Here is an 18014-nt window from a genome sequence, read left to right on the forward strand (position 1 = left end):
CCGGAGATTATGGAGGGAATACTGTTGAGCATTGAAAAGCAATTGCAGGAACTGAATCACTTGCGGGAAGCGGTGAAGCTGGGCGGGGGACAGGCGCGCATCAAAAGACAGCACGACAATGGCAAGCTCACGGCCCGGGAGAGGATAGAACTGCTTCTGGACGAAAACAGCTTTGTAGAGACGGATGCTTTCACGAAGGGGGAGACTGGCGACTTTACCAAACCGGACGTGGAAAATCTGGGAGAAGGAGTTGTAACTGGGTATGGCACGATCGAGGGACGTTTGGTCTTTCTCTTTTCTCAGGATTTTACGGTGTTTGGAGGGGCGCTCGGCGAACTGCACGCGCGAAAGATCTGTAAAGTCATGGACTTGGCGGTGAAAAACGGGGCGCCGTTCATCGGCCTGAACGATTCAGGGGGGGCGCGAATTCAGGAAGGGGTAAACGCTCTCTCCGCTTACGGGGATATTTTTTACCGTAATACTCTGGCGTCAGGGGTGATTCCCCAGATTTCCGTGATCATGGGGCCCTGTGCCGGCGGGGCCGTCTATTCACCGGCCATTACGGATTTTGTGTTCATGGTGGAACAAACCAGCCAGATGTTTATTACCGGACCTCAGGTAATCAAGTCGGTCACGGGGGAAGATGTCAGCACTGAAGAACTGGGAGGTGCTTTAGCCCACAACAGGGTGAGCGGGGTCGCCAGTTTTATGGGGCAAAACGAAGAGGATACCCTGGAAAGGGTCAGGCATCTGCTCAGTTATATTCCTCAAAACAATATGGAGGAGACGCCCTGGGTGGAACCGGTGGCTTCGGTTGCCCGGGAGGACGAACTCCTCCGCGTCGTACCCCTGGAGCCGACCCGGCAGTACGATGTGCGGGATGTCATCCGTTTGACGGTGGATGGTGGAGACCTTTTCGAGGTTCACCAGTACTTTGCCCAGAATGTGGTGACTTGTTTTGCCCGTTTAGACGGCATCAGCGTAGGAATTGTGGCCAATCAGCCCAAATACCTGGCCGGTTGCCTGGATATCGACGGCTCAGACAAAATCGCCCGCTTTGTCCGCTTTTGCGATTGTTTTAATATTCCCCTGATTACGCTGGAAGACGTGCCCGGTTTTCTGCCGGGTACGGACCAGGAATACCGGGGGATCATTCGTCACGGCGCCAAAATCCTTTACGCCTATTCCGAAGCGACCGTTCCCAAAATCACTCTGATCCTGCGCAAGGCGTACGGAGGCGCTTATGTGGCCATGTGCAGCCGTTCCCTGGGAGCCGACGTGGCCCTGGCCTGGCCAACGGCGGAGATTGCGGTCATGGGTCCGGACGGGGCGGCCAATATTATTTTCCGGGATGAGATCAAGAATGCCGCCGACCCCGCGGCGATGATGCGGCAAAGGACGGACGAGTACCGGCAGAAGTTCGCCAACCCCTATGTGGCGGCTGCCCGCGGACTGGTGGACGACGTGATCGATCCGCGGGAAACGCGGCGGCGTTTGATCGACAGCTTGCATATGTCACTGCAAAAGCGGGAAACCCGGCCCAGAAAAAAACATGGCAATATTCCCTTTTAGGAGATGAGGCAGTTGTTCAGTAAAATCTTAGTGGCCAACAGGGGGGAGATTTCCGTACGGGTTATCCGGACCTGCCGGGAAATGGGCATAAAGACAGTCGCAGTCTATTCGGAAGTCGATCAGGCCGCCCTGCACGTGCGGCTGGCCGATGAGGCAGTAAAAGCCCCGGGCGTGCGCGGTTACCTGGACATTGACTTTATGGTGAGTGCCGCCCTGAAGACCGGAGCCGAGGCCATCCATCCCGGTTACGGTTTTCTGGCGGAAAACCCGCAGTTTGCGGTTGCCTGCCGGGAGGCCGGACTGGTTTTTATCGGGCCGGAGGCCCAGGCCATGGAGCGGATGGGGGATAAGGCGCGGGCACGGGAAAGCATGCTTGCGGCCGGCGTCCCGGTGACACCGGGCACGCAGGGAGTGCTGGAAAGCGAAGAGGAAGCGTTCCGCGTGGCCCGCCGGATCGGTTTTCCCGTATTGGTCAAGGCGGTGGCCGGGGGCGCAGGCAGAGGTATGCGCCTGGCCCGGCAGGAGGGAGAACTCGGAGCGGCCCTGGCAGCGGCCCGTTCGGAGGCCCTGGCCTCCTTTGGCAATCCGCAGCTCTACCTGGAGAAATACCTCGGCGGTTGCCGGCATATTGAGGTGCAAATCCTGGCTGATAATTACGGTAACGCGGTTCACCTGGGTGAGCGGGAATGCTCCATCCAAAGGCGCAATCAAAAACTGCTTGAAGAGTCGCCTTCCCCGGCTGTTGACGTCACCTTGAGGGAACAGTTGGGAAGGGTCGCCGTCACGGCTGCCAAAGCGGTGGGCTATCAAGGAGCAGGGACGATCGAGTTTCTTCTCGACAAGAACCGGAATTTTCATTTTATGGAGATGAATACGCGCATCCAGGTCGAGCACCCGGTGACTGAATTGGTCTCGGGTCTGGATATGGTCAGGGAGCAAATTCGCATCGCGGCCGGAGAGCCTTTGGGTTACAGTCAGGCGGACATTCGTCTGAACGGCTGGGCCATGGAATGCAGGGTTAACGCCGAAGACCCGGTAACTTTCCTGCCGTCCCCAGGCGAAATCACTTTCTGCCGTCTGCCGGGCGGGTTTGGCGTACGGGTGGATACTGCTGTCTTTGGGGGCGAAACGGTGTCCCCCTTTTATGATTCCTTGATCGCTAAAGTCCTGGTTCATGCCGGGACCCGCAACCAAGCCTTGGGCCGGATGAGGCGGGCGTTAGAGGAATTCGAAGTGCGCGGCGTCAAAACTACGATCCCTTTTCACCTTAAAATATTGCTTCATCCCGATTTCCAAAACGGGGAGTTTGATACCGGCTTTATTGCCGGGAAAATGACGGAAAACACAGACAATGCCGTTTCGCCGGCGGGGATGAACCCTGAAGTCGTGGCAGCTATCAGCGCGGCTCTGAGAATGTATGGGGTGAACAGCGGCGAGGGGTGGGTCCTGAGAAAGATCCGCCCCACAGGCAGGAACTGTTCTTCGTGGCGTCTGGCCGGGCTTTACGAGCGCATGGGAGGCATTTGAAAAGTGGGGCGGGAAAAATGGGTGGCGGAGGAGAGAGATATGAAAAAATTCAGGATTAAAGTCAACGGTCAGGAATACGAAGTCGAAGTAGAAGAAATCGGCCAAGAAAAGCCGAGTCAAGGGCCGTCGCCCAAGTCGTTTTCGTCCCAGCCCTCGGCTGGGAACGGAAACATCGTGGCGCCGATGCCGGGTGTGGTGACAGCCGTCAAGATCAAGGCGGGAGATTTGGTCCGGAGCGAGCAGCCTCTCCTGACCTTGGAGGCCATGAAAATGGAGAATGAAATTCCGGCGGACCGGAGCGGTGTGGTCAAAGAAGTCCTGGTGAAAGAGGGGCAGGGCGTTGGGGCCGGGGAACTGCTCGTGGTCATTGTCTGAAGATGCAGTCGCAACCGGGTTGAAACGGCAGAGAGAAACCTGACTGTAACAAGACCCTGACAGAAGGATGGTTCTTGGTTGCATGTTGAGTCGGATTGTGTTATAAGAAGGCTTGTGAGGTCGGACCTCCTTATCAGTGCGGCAGCTTTCATAAAGAGGTCCGCTTCCAAGCGGGGAAGGAGTGAAGGCTTTTGCTCAGAGAATACTGGCGAACAGGCGAAGGGGTGTTTCGACGACGGCGCCAAAGGTATATAAAAGGTATATATAAAGATATATAAAAGATATATAAAGATATATAAAGATATATAAAGATATATAAAGATATATAAAGATATATAAAGATATATAAGGTATATAAAGGTATATAACGCGATGATGTCAGACCCAAGCCGGGGGTAAGGCCCTGATTAATCACCGGGAGGTAGAAAATAATATGAAAGCTCTATTTACCCTGACATCCAGTGAGTCCAAACGGTTAATCGCCAAAGGAGTGAAGGCCCTGCCCGCCGTGAAGAAGGCCTTGGCCGAACATACGATCATTATTGCCGGGGGCACGACGAACGCATTTGTGGCGGAAGAACTTCTCAACCGGAAGGTGCCGGATAAGACCGGTTACACGGTGGGAATTGTCACTGAGGGTAAAACCGGTTTGAGTTCCGCTCCCGACCCCACTCATCCTTTTGTCGTGCAGAAAGGCCGGCCTTTGGCCATACACTGGAAAGAGTACCTGCCGAACATGCAAGCCGGTGACGTCTTTATTAAGGGAGGAAATGCCCTCGACCACACCGGTTTGGCGGCGGTCATGGTATCCGACTCCGCCGGCGGGACCATAGGTCTTGCCCAGGGAATCCTCCTGGCCCGGGGAATCCCCTTAATCGTTCCCATCGGCTTGGAAAAAATGGTGCCCGACGTGCGCACAGCCCTTGAGTTCTTGACTCCGCTCCCGGACGAGGCTTTGGGGCAAAAGGTCGGTCTGATTCCCATGTTGGGCGCGACTGTGGTTACGGAACTCACGGCTCTCGGTCTCCTCTATGGTCTCGAAGCACGCGCCATTGCCGCCGGCGGCGTAGGGGGATCGGAGGGCGCGGTGACCATAGCGGTCGAAGGGCCGGAGAACGAGGTGCGGCGGGCTCTCGGGGACATCAAAAGTTTCAAGGGGGAACCGCCAGTGAGGTACTTAAGTTAGAAAGCGGACGGGGGTCAGAGACAAGCCCGATGTGGGTGTCGGGGGCATAGGTTAGGAAAGGCGGAACCAGTATCGCCCAGTATCTGCCCAGTATCTGCCCAGTATCTGCCCAGTATCTAAGGCAAGCGTTTGTTGCCCGGCTGCGAACTGCCCCCTGCCGGAGGCTCGGGGGCGGGTGAAGCGGTTCATACAATATCGGGTTACCCCGGGTGCGGCCCGCTTGATCAGGAAACTCAGTCCAGCTGGGAAGCGGGGGACGACACCTTGCCGGAATCTTGTATACGCCTTGGGCTTGGCGGGCGCGGCCCGAAGAACTGGAAGTAGTGACATTCCAAACGCCCGTTGTAGAGCTTGCGGCTTTTGTCCCAACGCTTTCCTATGTATTGTTCGGGCTTTCGCTCAGTGGTCAGAAAGTGCAGGGACCAAGTGGCGAGATTGCGCCAAACAGTCCCCAGTTCTTGGTAAAGAAGAGCAGCCTCTGATTTTTCCCCCACACGCTCTCCGTAAGGAGGGTTAGTGATCAGGTGACCGTAATCAAAACGCGAGCGCACTTGAGCAACCGGCAAACGCTGAAAATGAACCTGTTCCGCGAGCCCGGCTTCTTGAGCGTGAACCCGGGCTAAGCGCAAGACTTCGGGGTCGATGTCCGAACCGAAGATGCGGAGCGGTAAAGAAGGCTGCCATAGGTCCAATGCTTCCTGCCAGGCCTCCTGCCACAGCTGTTTGGGCAAGTTGGGCCATTGTTCGCTGACAAAATTCCGTTTTAGGCCCGGGGCCCGGTTTTGAGCTATCAAGGCTGCTTCCAGAGGAATCGTTCCGCTGCCGCAGAACGGATCCAGCAAGGGCTGTTCGGGTTGCCAGCGGCTCAAGAGGATCATGGCGGAGGCTAATGTTTCTTTCAAGGGTGCCGGTCCGGCCAACTGACGGTAGCCGCGTTTGTGCAGGCCGGCGCCGGAAGTGTCAAGGGTGAGGGTGACCGTGTCCTTGAGTAAAGCGACTTCCACCGTGTAGCGGGGGCCGTCCTCGGGAAACCACTCCAATTTGTAGCTTCTCTTCAGCCTTTCCACAATGGCCTTTTTAACAATGGCCTGACAGTCGGGAACACTGTGAAGTTGAGACTTGATTGATTTTCCTTCTACGGGGAAAAGCGCATTAGCAGGCAGCCATTCTTCCCAAGGCAGGGCCCTGGTTTGCTGAAACAACTCCTCGAAAGTCCGGGCGGAAAATTCCCCCACCTGGAGCAAGACTCTTTCGGCAGTGCGCAACCAGAGATTGGAACGGCACAGGCCCAGTTCATCACTCGTAAAGGTAACTCTGCCGTTTTCGGTGGACAATTGGTCATAACCCAGCTGCCGCAACTCTCGGGCGACGACGGATTCCACCCCGAAAGCCGAGGTGGCGATCAACTTGAGTTTGGACACGTGAGAGCACCTCTTTTTCGATAACATAACAAACTTGTAAACTGTTTAATTCGTAACTCGTTCCCCTTCAATAACTACTTCTCTCGACTTCTGAGTCATGGGTTTTTCCCGGCGGGCAGAAAGCCCCTCTTTACCGGCGGGGAGTGAATCATATAGCTTATAGCATATAGGGGATCCTCACCGTTGGCAAGCCGCCCGGACCTGCGCCGATACAAAATCTCCTTATGGCTGAAGCCGAGGGCATCAGGCTAAGCTCTCTGGTCAGAGGGAGGGCGAAGAATATTGTCACGGCGGCTTGGATACCCCTTGACAATGGGGTTGGGCGGAGAGATAATAGGCTTACAGATAGTGAAGAAGTCATACAGAACCTTTTCCCGCAAAGTTCCTCCAAGTCAGTCTGTCCTGTGACGCGTTCGTTCAATCGTGGGAGATGTCAAAAGTCGGTTAGTCTTCTTCATGGCTCTCGGTGGTTTTTCAATTCAGTAGGAGGAAGCTGTAGAATTAAGCGAGAGGTCTGTTCAGGTAAGGTTGAGTTAGATCAGCCGATTCTGTCTTGAGGATTTCAACGTCGGCGTCGATACTCCGTTTAGCGGAGCAAGCTTTCAATTCAGCAATTCAGATTGGCCCCGTTTGGGACTCAGTGGATGATCGTGTAAAAGGTTCCCAAAGGTTCATTTTTCATCTTTCAGTGGTGGAGGAGCTTTGCGGGATTATATCTTCAGAATCCAGACCGTTTTGCCAGCGCAAAACGGTCTCTGTTTGTTGTGGCTTGTTTCAGGCCTTGGCGGACCATAGGCGAGGGCATTCCAATCGCTTTATCCCGATACCTCCCGAATCGAAGGACGCCAGTCCTCATCGGCTCCTTTGCGATTTTTTAGCTGACGGTACGGGCCTTCGGAAGGCCGGGGAGACTTTTCGTTCTGGCCAAGTTGTTTAGACGTATACTCTCATTCGTCTTCGATTGAGGGTATTGTCTTGCCTGTCTTTTTCTGGCGCGCACGACTTTTGCGATCTGCGGAGGACTTGCACTATTGTTTCTCGGCGTTCTTTACCTTACCCACAGGCGCTTCGGGTTTACAAGCCTAATGTAGTGTACCCTTATACTTATCTTACAAGGAGGGTGAGTTCCAGGTGAGACAAAAGTTTCGCAGCCGGTCAGTCGGTCCGTGGCGGAAATTCGCTTATTTTAACTTTGATATCAGAAGGAGCTGATTTTACTATGATGGTCAAACCGAGAGCGCTTAAAAAAGGGGAAACTGTCGGTCTGGTTGCCCCATCCGGCCCGGTTCCTAAGCCGGAAATAGTTGATGCGGCGGTAGCTAAAGTACTGGAATTGGGATTCAACGTAAAGGTGGGGGAAAGTTGCCGCGGGAGTTACGGATACCTGGCCGGCTGCGACGAAGTTAGGGCTAACGATCTGAATGCGATGTTCGCCGATCCCTTGATTTCCGGTATTATCTCTATGAGAGGTGGTTATGGGGCGCTGAGGATTCTTGATAAACTGGACTATAGGACGATCGCGAGGAACCCTAAGGTATTTGTGGGCTACAGTGATATCACCTGCCTTCACCTTGCCTTTAACAAGATGTGCAACCTTGTAACATTTCATGGGCCCATGGCAACTACCGATATGCTTCCAGACTTCGACGCTTTCTCAAAGGAGAGTTTTCTGAAAGCAATTACGGCAAATGGACCGCTGGATATGCTGAATAACCCGTCAGGTGAACCGATTAAATGTCTCACGAAAGGAAAGGCAAGCGGTCCAATCGTCGGTGGCAACCTCTCACTGATTTCGGCATTAATGGGTACCCCCTATGAGATAGATACCAAGGACAAGCTTCTGCTTCTTGAAGACATTGATGAGCATCCTTATCGGGTGGATAGAATGCTGACACAGCTTAGATTGGCTGGGAAATTCGCCCAATGCAGCGGAGTAATTATTGGTGATTGGAATAACTGTGTTCCCGAAGAAGGCAAACCGAGTTTATCCTTAATGGATCTCGTCGAAGGAATTATTGCCCCTTTTGGGAAACCTGCTATCTATAATTTTAAAGCCGGGCATTCCCAGCCCAAAATAACCGTTCCGTTTGGCGTAGAAGCGGTTCTTGATGCTGACAGTTGTACGCTTTCTATCAAGAAGAGTGCGGCCAAGGCGAATATTTAAAGCAAAAGCGAAGCATCTGACAAGAACCCTCTAGAAAACTCCGCACAGGCGTATAGCACGGGCGTATAACGAGCCGACTGGCGCCGAAGCCTAAGCGCGGGGAGCGAGGCAAGCTTTCTTAATTGAGAAACCCCCAAACCTCCGGGTTTGAAAGAATTCCTGGGCCCATGGAATGTGCCCGTCGCCTTAAACGCGTAAACAAAACTTCTTATGTAGGGTTTGGACCGCCGCTACCATGTCTTCCTTGCGAACCAACACCCTGATAGAAGTGTGTGAATCCGCTAATTGGAGGACAGTGACCCCCGCTTCGGCGAGCACTTCTACCAGTTGTGATATTATACGGGGGACGTTAGTAATTCCCGAACCTACAACAGATACTCTGGCACAACTCGTAACGATGTCAGCCTGAAAGCCTAGATTGCTTAGGATGTCGATGGCCTCGGGGGCCACCTCATCTTGAACCGTATAGAATACGGCGGTAGGTTGTTCACGGACGAAGTCAATGCCAATATCGGCAAGGGCCATCGCTTTAAATATCTTTTGGCTCATAAGACGATGATCTTTACTGTCTCCTTTCAGGACCCGGAGTTGTACGATATTGGGCGTATGTGCAATTCCTGTAATAGCACGGTCTGAGGTAGTGCCGGGTCCGGTCTTCCGAGCCGGATACATGTGAGTAAGCAGTGTTCCCGGTCCGTCTGAAAAGGTCGATTTGATTCTCAGCGGGATGTTTCGTTGCATTGCAATTTCCACAGAACGTGGATGGATGACTTTTGCCCCTTGGTATGCCATTTGACATATTTCATTAAAGGTCACGGTATCTATTGTCTGCGCATCCTCCACAATCCGGGGATCCGCCGTCATAATTCCCTCAACATCAGTGTAAATATCTATCGCTGTGGCATTAAGAGCGACTCCCAGGGCCGAAGCGGTAATATCACTCCCACCTCGTCCAAGAGTTGTAATTTGGCCGTTTTCTGTTATGCCTTGGAAGCCGGTGACGACCACTATTTTGTCTTGAGTCAGTTGTTCCAGGATTTTACCGGGCTCTACCCGTATGATTCTGGCATCCCCAAACTTGTCATCAGTAATAATCCCTGCTTGCCATCCTGTGAACAGCGTTGCTTTAAATCCCAGACTACTCAATGTACTTACCAAAATAGCCCCAGAAATCACTTCTCCGCAACTTATTAGAAGGTCGGATTCGCGATTTGATAATTCGGAACAGATGCCTCTTACGATACTCAGAAAAGTGTCGGTTGCATATGGATCCCCCGAGCGACCGATTGCAGAGACGACGATAACCGGGGAATATCCGCTGTGAACCGCCTCAGAAACTTTTGAGGCCACTATGGCTCTTCTTTGCGCCGTAGCCACAGAGGTTCCACCAAATTTTTGTATCAGAATTCGCAACTCTTTAACCCCCTTTTCCCGGTTCGATTGTGAATACTCGCCTGTCATGACACGCCACCCCTGATCCTAAATTTGTACTGCATTTTGCCTATTATTAAAGAGAACCCTTTTCGTTACACAAAAGGGAACTGTGGAGCGTTATAGGTTGTGAGTTCGAATGGGGCAGTGGTAAGCCCTTTTGGCCATTGTGCGCCAGGATCACTGGTGTCACTTGATCGAGCGTATTCAGATACTGTAGACGCGACCATCATCCCGGGAACGCAAGGAGCGTTTTCGCATCGGCCCTCCGACTATGTAAGCTACCAGCCGTTACTGCCAATAGCTGCTACGTGAATTCCTTTTGGCTCAGTTGTTTCCGTGTTCTTTCATGGCAGTGTCCCATAGACTACTATCCAGTATATGAGAAGCCGGGGAGAGCAGTTACAGGATACATTTTGTCTGAAGCATCAAGTTGATTGTCAGCCGCAAACAGGGGATTAAGCATATCGCGAGCAGTCATTGGAAGGCGTGGCCGGTAAGCGGTGTAAGGAAGGATGAAGGTGGCTTGAGTGAAAAAGGCGAGTAGGTGTGGGACAAAGAGGAAAAAATAACAAGGTTTTGGAAGAAACCTCTTGCTAAACGGATTCAAGTCAGATATAATATTACTATTACCGTGAAAGGAATGGTGCAAGAAAGGAGGAAAACGTATGAGCCAAAACGAAAAGAAAATCATTGAGGCCATCTTGGCTTCGGTCGGCTTAGAACACCTTCAGCCGACAAGAGATGCGCGTTCGGGGAGAAATAATTAATCTGAAGGAGATTATTTTAAAATGAATCCTGAACAATTATGAAAGCGAGTTCCTTGCGTGTGAGGAACTCGCTTTTACATAGGCTCCCGGCTCCGATGCAGTGATATGGGGGATGGCACAATTTTAAGGAGACACCAGCACAAAGGTATGGCCTTGAGAGAGATTTGAGGCTTAGCGCAGGCGAGCTTTCGTTCTGTGCGGGAGTCAAGAAAATGCGTAACTGTCAGGCCACGAAAGGAGTCGAGTTGGACAATGACTCATTTGGTTTTGGGGATAGCGGGCAGCCCACGCCAAGGGAGTAACAGCGCTTGGTTGTTGGAACAAGCGATGCAGGAAGCAAGAGAACGGGGGCACCGGACGGAGACGATTTATCTTTCGAAACTCACCTACTCGCCCTGCCGGGGGTGTGGGGCCTGCGAAAGCGGTGGGGAGTGTGTGATCCGGGACGATATGCAGGCACTGCAGCAGAAAATCTTGGCGGCCAACCGCATCATCGTAGCCACCCCCATTTTCTTCATGGGTTTAAATGCCCAAACGAAGGCGATGATTGACCGGATGCAGCCGTTTTGGGCCCGGAAATACCTGTTACATACCGTGGTCGCGGACCGGGCGGAAAGACGCGGTCTTTTTGTCTCAACCGCCGGAACAAAGCTGAAAGATGTCTTTGCTTGTGCCCGGAAATCGATTCAGGTATTTTTCAACATGGTTGAGGTAGAGTATGGGGGGGAGTGCCTTTTTCCCGGCGTTGACAAAGCGGGCGAGATTGTCGGAATACCCGGGGCGGCGGAGAGGGTTCAGGATGCAGTCACGCTTTTACTGAGCTAGAAGCGAAGTCCGCAGAACCATGGCTTGTTGGGCCCAAAGCGGGGTCCGCAGAATCACGGCTTGTTGGGCCCAAAGCGAAGTCCGCAGAATCATGGCTTGTTGGGCCCAAAGTGGGATCCGCAGAATTTTTGTCCCCCCGGCGGTAAGAGAAGGATTGCTCGGACGAAATATGCTATACTGTTGCGGAAAAGCTCTGTTTTGAGCACATCCGCCGTGCTCGTTTTGCGCCTGTTCTAGAGATGTCCGGCGCGCATAGTTCAGAGAAAGGAGTCGACAAAAGTGATTGAGGAGCGCTACCAATTATGGTCTACCGACCCTTATTTTGACGAGAAGACGCGAGAGGAACTTTTGGCACTCTCAGACCGCGGGGAGATTGAGGACCGCTTTTATACGGATTTGGAGTTTGGAACCGGTGGCTTGAGGGGCATCATCGGGGCAGGAACCAACCGGATGAACAAGTATGTCATCCGCAAAACGACGCAAGGCTTGGCCGAGTACATAAGCGAGTACGGACCTGAGGCAAAAGCCCGCGGGGTGGTTATTGCTCACGATTCGCGGCGCTATTCCGCCGAGTTTGCCCTGGAGGCCGCTTTGGTTTTGGCGCGCAACGGGGTTCATGTTCATCTCTTTGATGCCCTTCGTCCCACGCCGGAGCTGTCTTTTGCGGTGCGTTTCCTGCATACTGTGGCGGGTATCGTGATTACGGCCAGTCACAACCCCAAAGAATACAATGGTTACAAGGTGTACTGGGAGGATGGGGGACAGGTGCCCCCCGAACAAGCGGACGCTATCTTGGCCAAGATTGAAGCGCGTGAGAATTGGCTGGGCCTGGAGCCCATGGCCGAGGAGGAAGCGCTGGCCCGGGGACTCTTACACTATGTCGGAGCGGAAGTCGACCAGGTTTATCTGGACAAAGTCAAGGGACTGGCACTTCATCCGGATCTGCTGCGCGAACACGGGCGGGAGCTGAGCATTGTTTACACTCCCTTGCACGGAGCAGGCAATGTGCCCGTGCGGCGAGCCCTGAGCGAATTGGGGTTGTCAGAGCTCTTTGTGGTTCCGGAGCAAGAAAAACCGGATCCGGAATTCACGACGGTGCCTTACCCCAATCCGGAAATCCCCTCGACCTTGGACCTATCCCGCAAGTATGGAGAAGCGCGCCAAGCGGACCTTCTTTTGGCGACAGATCCGGATTCGGATCGCTTGGGTGTGGTTGCGCGCGAATATCTAGGCGGACCCTACCGGCAGCTGAGCGGCAATCAGGCGGGCGTCTTCCTTACCTACTATTTGCTCTCGGAAAAAAAGAAACTCGGCCTTTTGCCCGAGAAAGCCCGGATTATTAAGACCGTAGCCTCTACCGATTTGGCGGATGCAGTGGCGGAGGGATTGGGCGTCGGGGTCGAGAATGTCTTGACCGGCTTTAAGTTTATCGCCGAAAAGGAAAAGGAGATGGAAGAAGGCGGGTGGGGGGTCTTTCAATTCGGTTTTGAAGAAAGCTACGGCTATCTGGCGGGCGACTTCGTCCGCGACAAGGATGCGGTCATTGCCGCAGTTCTCTTCTCAGAGGCGGCTCTTTATTACAAGATAAACGGGGAGCGCACGATCTGGCAAGTCCTTCAGGAAATTTACGCCCGGTTCGGCCATTACAAGGAAGGTCAAGAGTCCTTCCCCTTGCCCGGAAAAGAGGGGCGGGAGGAGATGGCCCGAATCATGCAAACTTTGCGGGAAGAGGAGATTCTGACGATTGGCGGCTTGTCGGTAGAGCGGAGGGACGACTACGAACTCAGGCAGGGAAGAGACCTAAAATCCGGGAGAACCTATCCCTTGGTCTTACCGAAGTCCAACGTTTTGCGTTTTTCGTTCGCAGGCGGCGGGTTTGTCATGGCCAGGCCTTCGGGGACGGAACCGAAGATCAAATTCTATTTTTCCGTGAAGAACGAGGATCCCAAGGTCCTTGATGCGAGCTTCGAACGGGTGAGAAGCGAGTGGCTGAAACGGGTGCGGGCGATTCTGGCCCGGCTGCAAGGCGCACAAGGGTAAGACAGGTCCGAGTTTGCGACGGTGTTTCCAGACTTTCTGCGCTTTAATCATGTTATGGATTTTTTGGGGGAAACCTAGTACGGGTTTCTCCTTTTTCTTTGCTCTCTTGTTGAGAAAAATTTTCCTTCAAGATGTCTGACCTTTATTGACCTTAACTCTGTGGGCGGATATAATAACAGGGTAATAGTGCGGCTTTTTTCGGAATTGAGTTTTAGGGGTGGTTCGTATGGAGTTCAAAGATTATTACGCCATCTTGGGTGTCCCAGCCGATGCGGACGAAAAGGCGATCAAAAAAGCCTACCACCAATTGGCGAAAAAGTATCACCCGGATGTCAACCCGGGAGACAAGAAAGCGGAAGAAAAGTTTAAGGAAGTGACCGAGGCTTACCAGGCCGTGGTCGATCCTCAGAACAGGAAAAAATATGACGAGTTGCGCCAGAATTACCAGCAATGGCAAGCCCGAGGCGGGCGGGGGAACTTTGACTGGGATCGCTGGCAGGCCAGGCCGGGGGAAAGGACTTACACCCGCACCATGTCGCCGGAGGAGTTTGCCGAGATTTTCGGGGACCTGGGGGGACACGGTCGTTTTGAAGGTGGGTTCGAGGGAGCGGGATACTCGGATTTCTTCTCCAGTATTTTTGGTATGGGCGGCGCCGAAGGCTTCAGGCCGGGTCCCGGGGCGAGGCGAAGGCGTCCGTATCAGGCGGGGCAGGATGCCGAGGCCGAAGTCCAGGTCACTTTGGAAGAGGCATATCACGGAACGACTCGGATCATTGAGACCGGGAACAAGAGGATTGAGGCCAAGATTCCCAAAGGTGTGCGCACCGGCTCCAAGGTACGCTTGGCCGGGCAGGGGGGAAGCGGGTTGGGCGGTGCCCCCCGGGGAGACCTGTATCTGATGATCACCGTGCTGCCGCATTCCCTCTTTGAACGGGACGGGGATGACTTGAAGGTCGAATTTCCGGTGGACATGTATACCGCGGTGTTGGGGGGGAAGGTTTCTGTGCCGACTTTGAACGGAGAGGTACTCCTGAAAGTCCAGCCTTTATCCCAAAGCGGGCAGAGGTTCCGCCTTAAGGGGAAAGGGATGCCGAAACTGGAACAGCCCCGACAACACGGCGACCTTTATGCCCAACTTAAGATCGTATTGCCTGAGTTGAGTGAAGAGGAGATTGCAACCCTGCGCAAACTTGCGGACAAGCGACACTAAGGCGTCGGCCGGATCACGGACTGGCCCTCGGGGATTGCGCTGCGAAATCATCCGAGGAACCGTTTCAGCCGGCTGAAGCCACAAGGCCGGGATTGCCGGCAATCCGCGGGAGTTTGCGAGGCGGCTCTTACACTGCCGGCAGAGAATGAGGAGGTTTGGAAATGGCTTTTGATACAAACCGTTTTACGCAAAAATCCCAAGAAGCGATCATCAAGGCCCAGAATAGGGCTGAGAGCAACGGTAACAGCCTAGTTGAACCTGAGCACCTGCTGCTCTCCCTGCTTGAGCAAGGGGACGGGGTGGTTCCCAAAGTTCTGGGCAAGTTGAATATCCAGACCGGGAGCTTGATCGCGAAAGTAAAAAGAGAAGTGGAGGGTTTCCCCCGCCAGAGCGGTGCCCAACCGCAGCTCGGGGTCTCACCGCGCTTGAGAGAGGTTCTGGTGGGCGCGCATGACGAGATGCTCTCGTTCGGGGATGAATATGTCAGTACGGAGCACCTGTTGCTGGCTCTGCTGGCCAAAGGCGGCGGGGCGGCGGAGCGTATTCTTAAAGAGAGCGGCTTGAACCGGGAAAATTTGCTTAAAGCCTTAAAGGAAGTGAGGGGCAGCCAGCGCGTGACCGGGGATAACCCGGAGGGCACCTACAATGCCCTGGAGCAGTACGGTCGTAACCTGGTCGGGCAAGCCCGCAAGGGACGTCTCGATCCGGTCATCGGCCGCGATGAGGAAATTCGACGGGTGATACAAATTCTTTCCCGCCGCACGAAGAACAATCCGGTGCTCATCGGTGAGCCCGGAGTGGGAAAAACCGCTATCGTCGAGGGTTTGGCCCAGCGCATTGTGCGGGGGGATGTGCCGGAGTCCGTCAAGGATAAACAGGTGATCGCTTTGGATATGGGGGCCCTGGTAGCCGGCGCCAAGTACCGCGGAGAATTTGAGGAACGTCTGAAAGCGGTCCTGAAAGAGATTCAGGATCGTGAAGACGTGATCCTTTTTATCGACGAACTCCACACCGTAGTGGGGGCGGGGGCGGCCGAAGGAGCGATGGATGCGGGTAACATGCTGAAACCCATGCTGGCGCGCGGGGAACTGAGGATGGTGGGGGCCACCACCTTGGACGAATACCGCAAACACATCGAAAAGGACGCGGCCCTGGAACGCCGTTTTCAACCCGTGATCGTAGGGGCGCCGACGGTGGAGGATACGATTTCCATCCTGCGCGGCCTCAAGGAACGCTATGAAACCCACCACGGCGTGCGCATTACCGACGGTGCCATTATTGCCGCGGCCGTTTTGTCGGACCGCTATATCAGCGACCGTTTTCTCCCGGACAAAGCCATTGATCTGATTGACGAAGCGGCTGCCCGGCTGAGGATGGAGATTACCTCCGATCCTTATCAACTGGACCAGATCAAACGGCGGGTGATGCAGTTGGAAATTGAGCGGGAAGCGCTGAAAAAGGAAAAAGATGAGGCGAGTCGCGAACGGTTAGGAAAAATTGAGCAGGAACTGGCCAATACCAAAGAAGAGCGCAGTGCTCTGGAAGCTCAACTGCAGGGAGAACGCGAGATCTTGAACCAAATTCAGCAACTGAAAGAGGAGTTGGATCGCTCGCGCACCCGGATGGAACAAGCTCAGGCCCGCTTGGACTATAATAAAGCCGCCGAACTGCAGTACGGGGTGATTCCCAAGCTGGAAAAAGAACTGGGCGAAGCGGAAGGCCGGCTGAGGGAGAAAAAGGATTCCCTGCTCAAGCAGGAAGTTTCGGAACAAGACGTGGCCGAAGTCGTGGCTAAGTGGGCCCATGTCCCGGTGACCAAACTGATGGAAAGTGAAATGGAAAAGCTGGTGCGGATGGAAGCACGCATCCACGAACGGGTGGTCGGTCAGGACGAGGCGGTGCGGGCCGTGGCCGACGCGGTGCGGCGGGCCAGGGCCGGGCTGCAGGATCCGAACAGGCCTCTGGGCTCGTTCTTGTTCCTGGGTCCGACCGGCGTCGGTAAGACGGAGCTGGCCCGGGCTCTGGCGGAGTTTCTCTTTGATGACGAACAAGCCATGGTGAGAATTGATATGTCCGAATATATGGAGAAACATACCGTGGCCCGCCTGATCGGGGCGCCTCCCGGTTATGTCGGGTATGAGGAGGGGGGACAGCTGACCGAAACTGTTCGCCGCAGACCTTACAGCGTGATTCTTTTCGATGAAGTGGAAAAAGCTCATAGCGATGTCTTCAACGTCCTGCTCCAGCTTCTCGATGACGGCCGTCTTACGGACGGGCAAGGCCGGGTGGTAAATTTTAAGAATACGGTGGTCATTTTGACCAGCAATATCGCCAGCCCCGCTATTCAGGAGTTGACTGAAAAAGGCGAAGCGCAGGACGAAGTGCGCCATCGGGTGCAAGAGGAGTTGAGGCATTATTTCCGCCCGGAATTTCTTAACCGCCTGGATGAGGTGATCATCTTTCATCCCCTGGGCCCGGAGCATATCGGCAAAATCGTGGAAATTCAACTTAAACTCTTGCGCAAAAGGCTGGCCGAACGCAAGCTGACCCTGGAATTATCGGAGAAAGCGAAAACGAGCCTCGCCCAAGAGGGGTACGACCCGGTTTACGGCGCCAGACCCTTGAAACGTGTGATTCAGCAGCGTCTGCAGAATCCGCTCGCCCTTAAGCTTTTGCAAGGAGACTTCCAAGAGGGAGCGCACATACGTGTCGATTTGTCGGCTGACGGATCTTACGAATTCAGTGCGGTCAAGTCTTAGTGCCCACGCTCGGCCCGGTTCCGGTACCACTTTTGTATGTCCGACAACAACAGAGAATTGACGCATTGCCTCTTTTCTGCCCGGTTCCGGTACCACTTCTGCGTGTCCGACAATGGGCAGGCCGGGTTCGGAATAGGGTTTCGCCCCGGCCCTGCTTTCCCTGCCGGAACTGTCCGGGCCGGATGATGGCGGAAGCGTCGGCAAGAGGGTATAATTAGGTGGAAGGTATCATGAAGCTGAGGAGGGTATCCTGTGGCAAACGAATCCACGATTCAGTTGGCGGCCGGCAGCGGGAGATTCCGGATTTCTCTGCTCCTTCACGATACAGGCTCAGGCTTGCACGGGTTCCTGGGCGGAGGGGATAAAGCGCATGTGGGCGGGGTGGTGTTAGCATTGCCCCGGCCCAGTCTGAGCGGCCGGGGAGTGGGCGTTGATTCCTATATTATTCCTGTTCCGGGACACAAAGACACAGAGGTGGCTCGCCCTTTAGCGGAAAAACTGGCCCGTGCCCTCAACCAAGTGGTGGTGATCAGTGCCGGCATTCATTTGGAAAAGCTGACTTCCGACGAATTGGTCCAAATCGAAGAGGGGTGCGGCATGCTGGCAACCCAAGCCTTGGCGGCGCTCAGGTCGGGCTGAAGTCAGCCGGTCTGCGACTTAGCACTCCGGCCGGTCGGCGACTTAGCGTTCCGAGCGGTCTGTGATTTGGCGTTCCGGGGCGAAATTGAGCGGCT

Annotated in this window: 12 protein-coding genes; 10 read left to right on the forward strand and 2 right to left on the reverse strand. The window is 54.2% G+C overall.

Annotation, left to right across the window (positions count from 1 at the left end; translation table 11 throughout):
• The first annotated feature begins 24 nt into the window (after positions 1-24).
• From MNU25_RS11985 to MNU25_RS12000, 4 genes are all read left to right on the forward strand, one after another.
• Positions 25-1572, forward strand: a complete 1548-nt coding sequence (locus MNU25_RS11985) for an acyl-CoA carboxylase subunit beta (protein ID WP_240985287.1) — start codon at positions 25-27, stop codon at positions 1570-1572.
• 12 nt (positions 1573-1584) lie between these two features.
• Positions 1585-3099 (forward strand): acetyl-CoA carboxylase biotin carboxylase subunit, encoded by a 1515-nt coding sequence (accC, locus tag MNU25_RS11990; RefSeq protein WP_240985288.1) that lies wholly within the window; start codon positions 1585-1587, stop codon positions 3097-3099.
• Positions 3100-3138: 39 nt separating this feature from the next.
• Positions 3139-3474, forward strand: a complete 336-nt coding sequence (locus MNU25_RS11995; protein WP_240985289.1) for a biotin/lipoyl-containing protein — start codon at positions 3139-3141, stop codon at positions 3472-3474.
• Positions 3475-3907: 433 nt separating this feature from the next.
• On the forward strand, positions 3908-4660 hold the full coding sequence (locus MNU25_RS12000; RefSeq protein ID WP_240985290.1) for a hypothetical protein: 753 nt from the start codon (positions 3908-3910) through the stop codon (positions 4658-4660).
• Positions 4661-4893: 233 nt separating this feature from the next.
• Here the strand turns inward: MNU25_RS12000 and MNU25_RS12005 are convergent, their stop codons facing one another.
• Entirely contained in the window at positions 4894-6081 is a 1188-nt protein-coding gene (locus MNU25_RS12005; RefSeq protein ID WP_240985291.1) for a THUMP domain-containing class I SAM-dependent RNA methyltransferase, read from the reverse strand.
• A gap of 1219 nt (positions 6082-7300) precedes the next feature.
• On the opposite strand from MNU25_RS12005, the gene MNU25_RS12010 reads away from it, so the two are divergent.
• Entirely contained in the window at positions 7301-8245 is a 945-nt protein-coding gene (locus tag MNU25_RS12010) for a S66 peptidase family protein (RefSeq protein WP_306425092.1), read from the forward strand.
• A gap of 186 nt (positions 8246-8431) precedes the next feature.
• Here the strand turns inward: MNU25_RS12010 and dapG are convergent, their stop codons facing one another.
• Complete coding sequence (gene dapG, locus MNU25_RS12015; RefSeq protein WP_240986823.1) at positions 8432-9658, reverse strand: aspartate kinase; 1227 nt, start codon at positions 9656-9658, stop codon at positions 8432-8434.
• A 1040-nt stretch (positions 9659-10698) separates the two neighbouring features.
• Between dapG and MNU25_RS12020 the strand changes: the two genes are divergently transcribed.
• The 5 genes from MNU25_RS12020 (at position 10699) to lpdD (ending at position 17919) form a co-directional block, all read left to right on the forward strand.
• On the forward strand, positions 10699-11271 hold the full coding sequence (locus MNU25_RS12020) for a flavodoxin family protein (RefSeq protein WP_240985292.1): 573 nt from the start codon (positions 10699-10701) through the stop codon (positions 11269-11271).
• Positions 11272-11550: 279 nt separating this feature from the next.
• Entirely contained in the window at positions 11551-13311 is a 1761-nt protein-coding gene (locus MNU25_RS12025) for a phospho-sugar mutase (RefSeq protein WP_240985293.1), read from the forward strand.
• 226 nt (positions 13312-13537) lie between these two features.
• On the forward strand, positions 13538-14521 hold the full coding sequence (locus tag MNU25_RS12030; RefSeq protein WP_240985294.1) for a DnaJ C-terminal domain-containing protein: 984 nt from the start codon (positions 13538-13540) through the stop codon (positions 14519-14521).
• Between the two features lie 161 nt (positions 14522-14682).
• A complete protein-coding gene (gene clpB / locus MNU25_RS12035) occupies positions 14683-17280 on the forward strand; it encodes an ATP-dependent chaperone ClpB (RefSeq protein WP_240985295.1) in 2598 nt (865 codons plus the stop codon).
• 252 nt (positions 17281-17532) lie between these two features.
• The gene (lpdD, locus tag MNU25_RS12040) at positions 17533-17919 is read left to right on the forward strand and encodes a prenylated flavin chaperone LpdD (RefSeq protein WP_240985296.1); all 387 of its coding nucleotides are present in this window, start codon (positions 17533-17535) and stop codon (positions 17917-17919) included.
• Positions 17920-18014 lie beyond the last annotated feature (95 nt).

This window comes from Acididesulfobacillus acetoxydans (genome assembly GCF_902729405.1).
GTDB classification, from domain to species: Bacteria; Bacillota; Desulfitobacteriia; order Desulfitobacteriales; family Desulfitobacteriaceae; genus Acididesulfobacillus; species Acididesulfobacillus acetoxydans.

Excerpts from the sequence above, each read along its gene's own strand:
- MNU25_RS11995 (WP_240985289.1), top strand. The coding sequence starts at position 3,139 with ATGAAAAAATTCAGGATTAAAGTCAACGGTCAGGAATACGAAGTCGAA.
- MNU25_RS12000 (WP_240985290.1), top strand. The coding sequence starts at position 3,908 with ATGAAAGCTCTATTTACCCTGACATCCAGTGAGTCCAAACGGTTAATC.
- MNU25_RS12010 (WP_306425092.1), top strand. The coding sequence starts at position 7,301 with ATGATGGTCAAACCGAGAGCGCTTAAAAAAGGGGAAACTGTCGGTCTG.
- MNU25_RS12020 (WP_240985292.1), top strand. The coding sequence starts at position 10,699 with ATGACTCATTTGGTTTTGGGGATAGCGGGCAGCCCACGCCAAGGGAGT.
- MNU25_RS12030 (WP_240985294.1), top strand. The coding sequence starts at position 13,538 with ATGGAGTTCAAAGATTATTACGCCATCTTGGGTGTCCCAGCCGATGCG.
- clpB (WP_240985295.1), top strand. The coding sequence starts at position 14,683 with ATGGCTTTTGATACAAACCGTTTTACGCAAAAATCCCAAGAAGCGATC.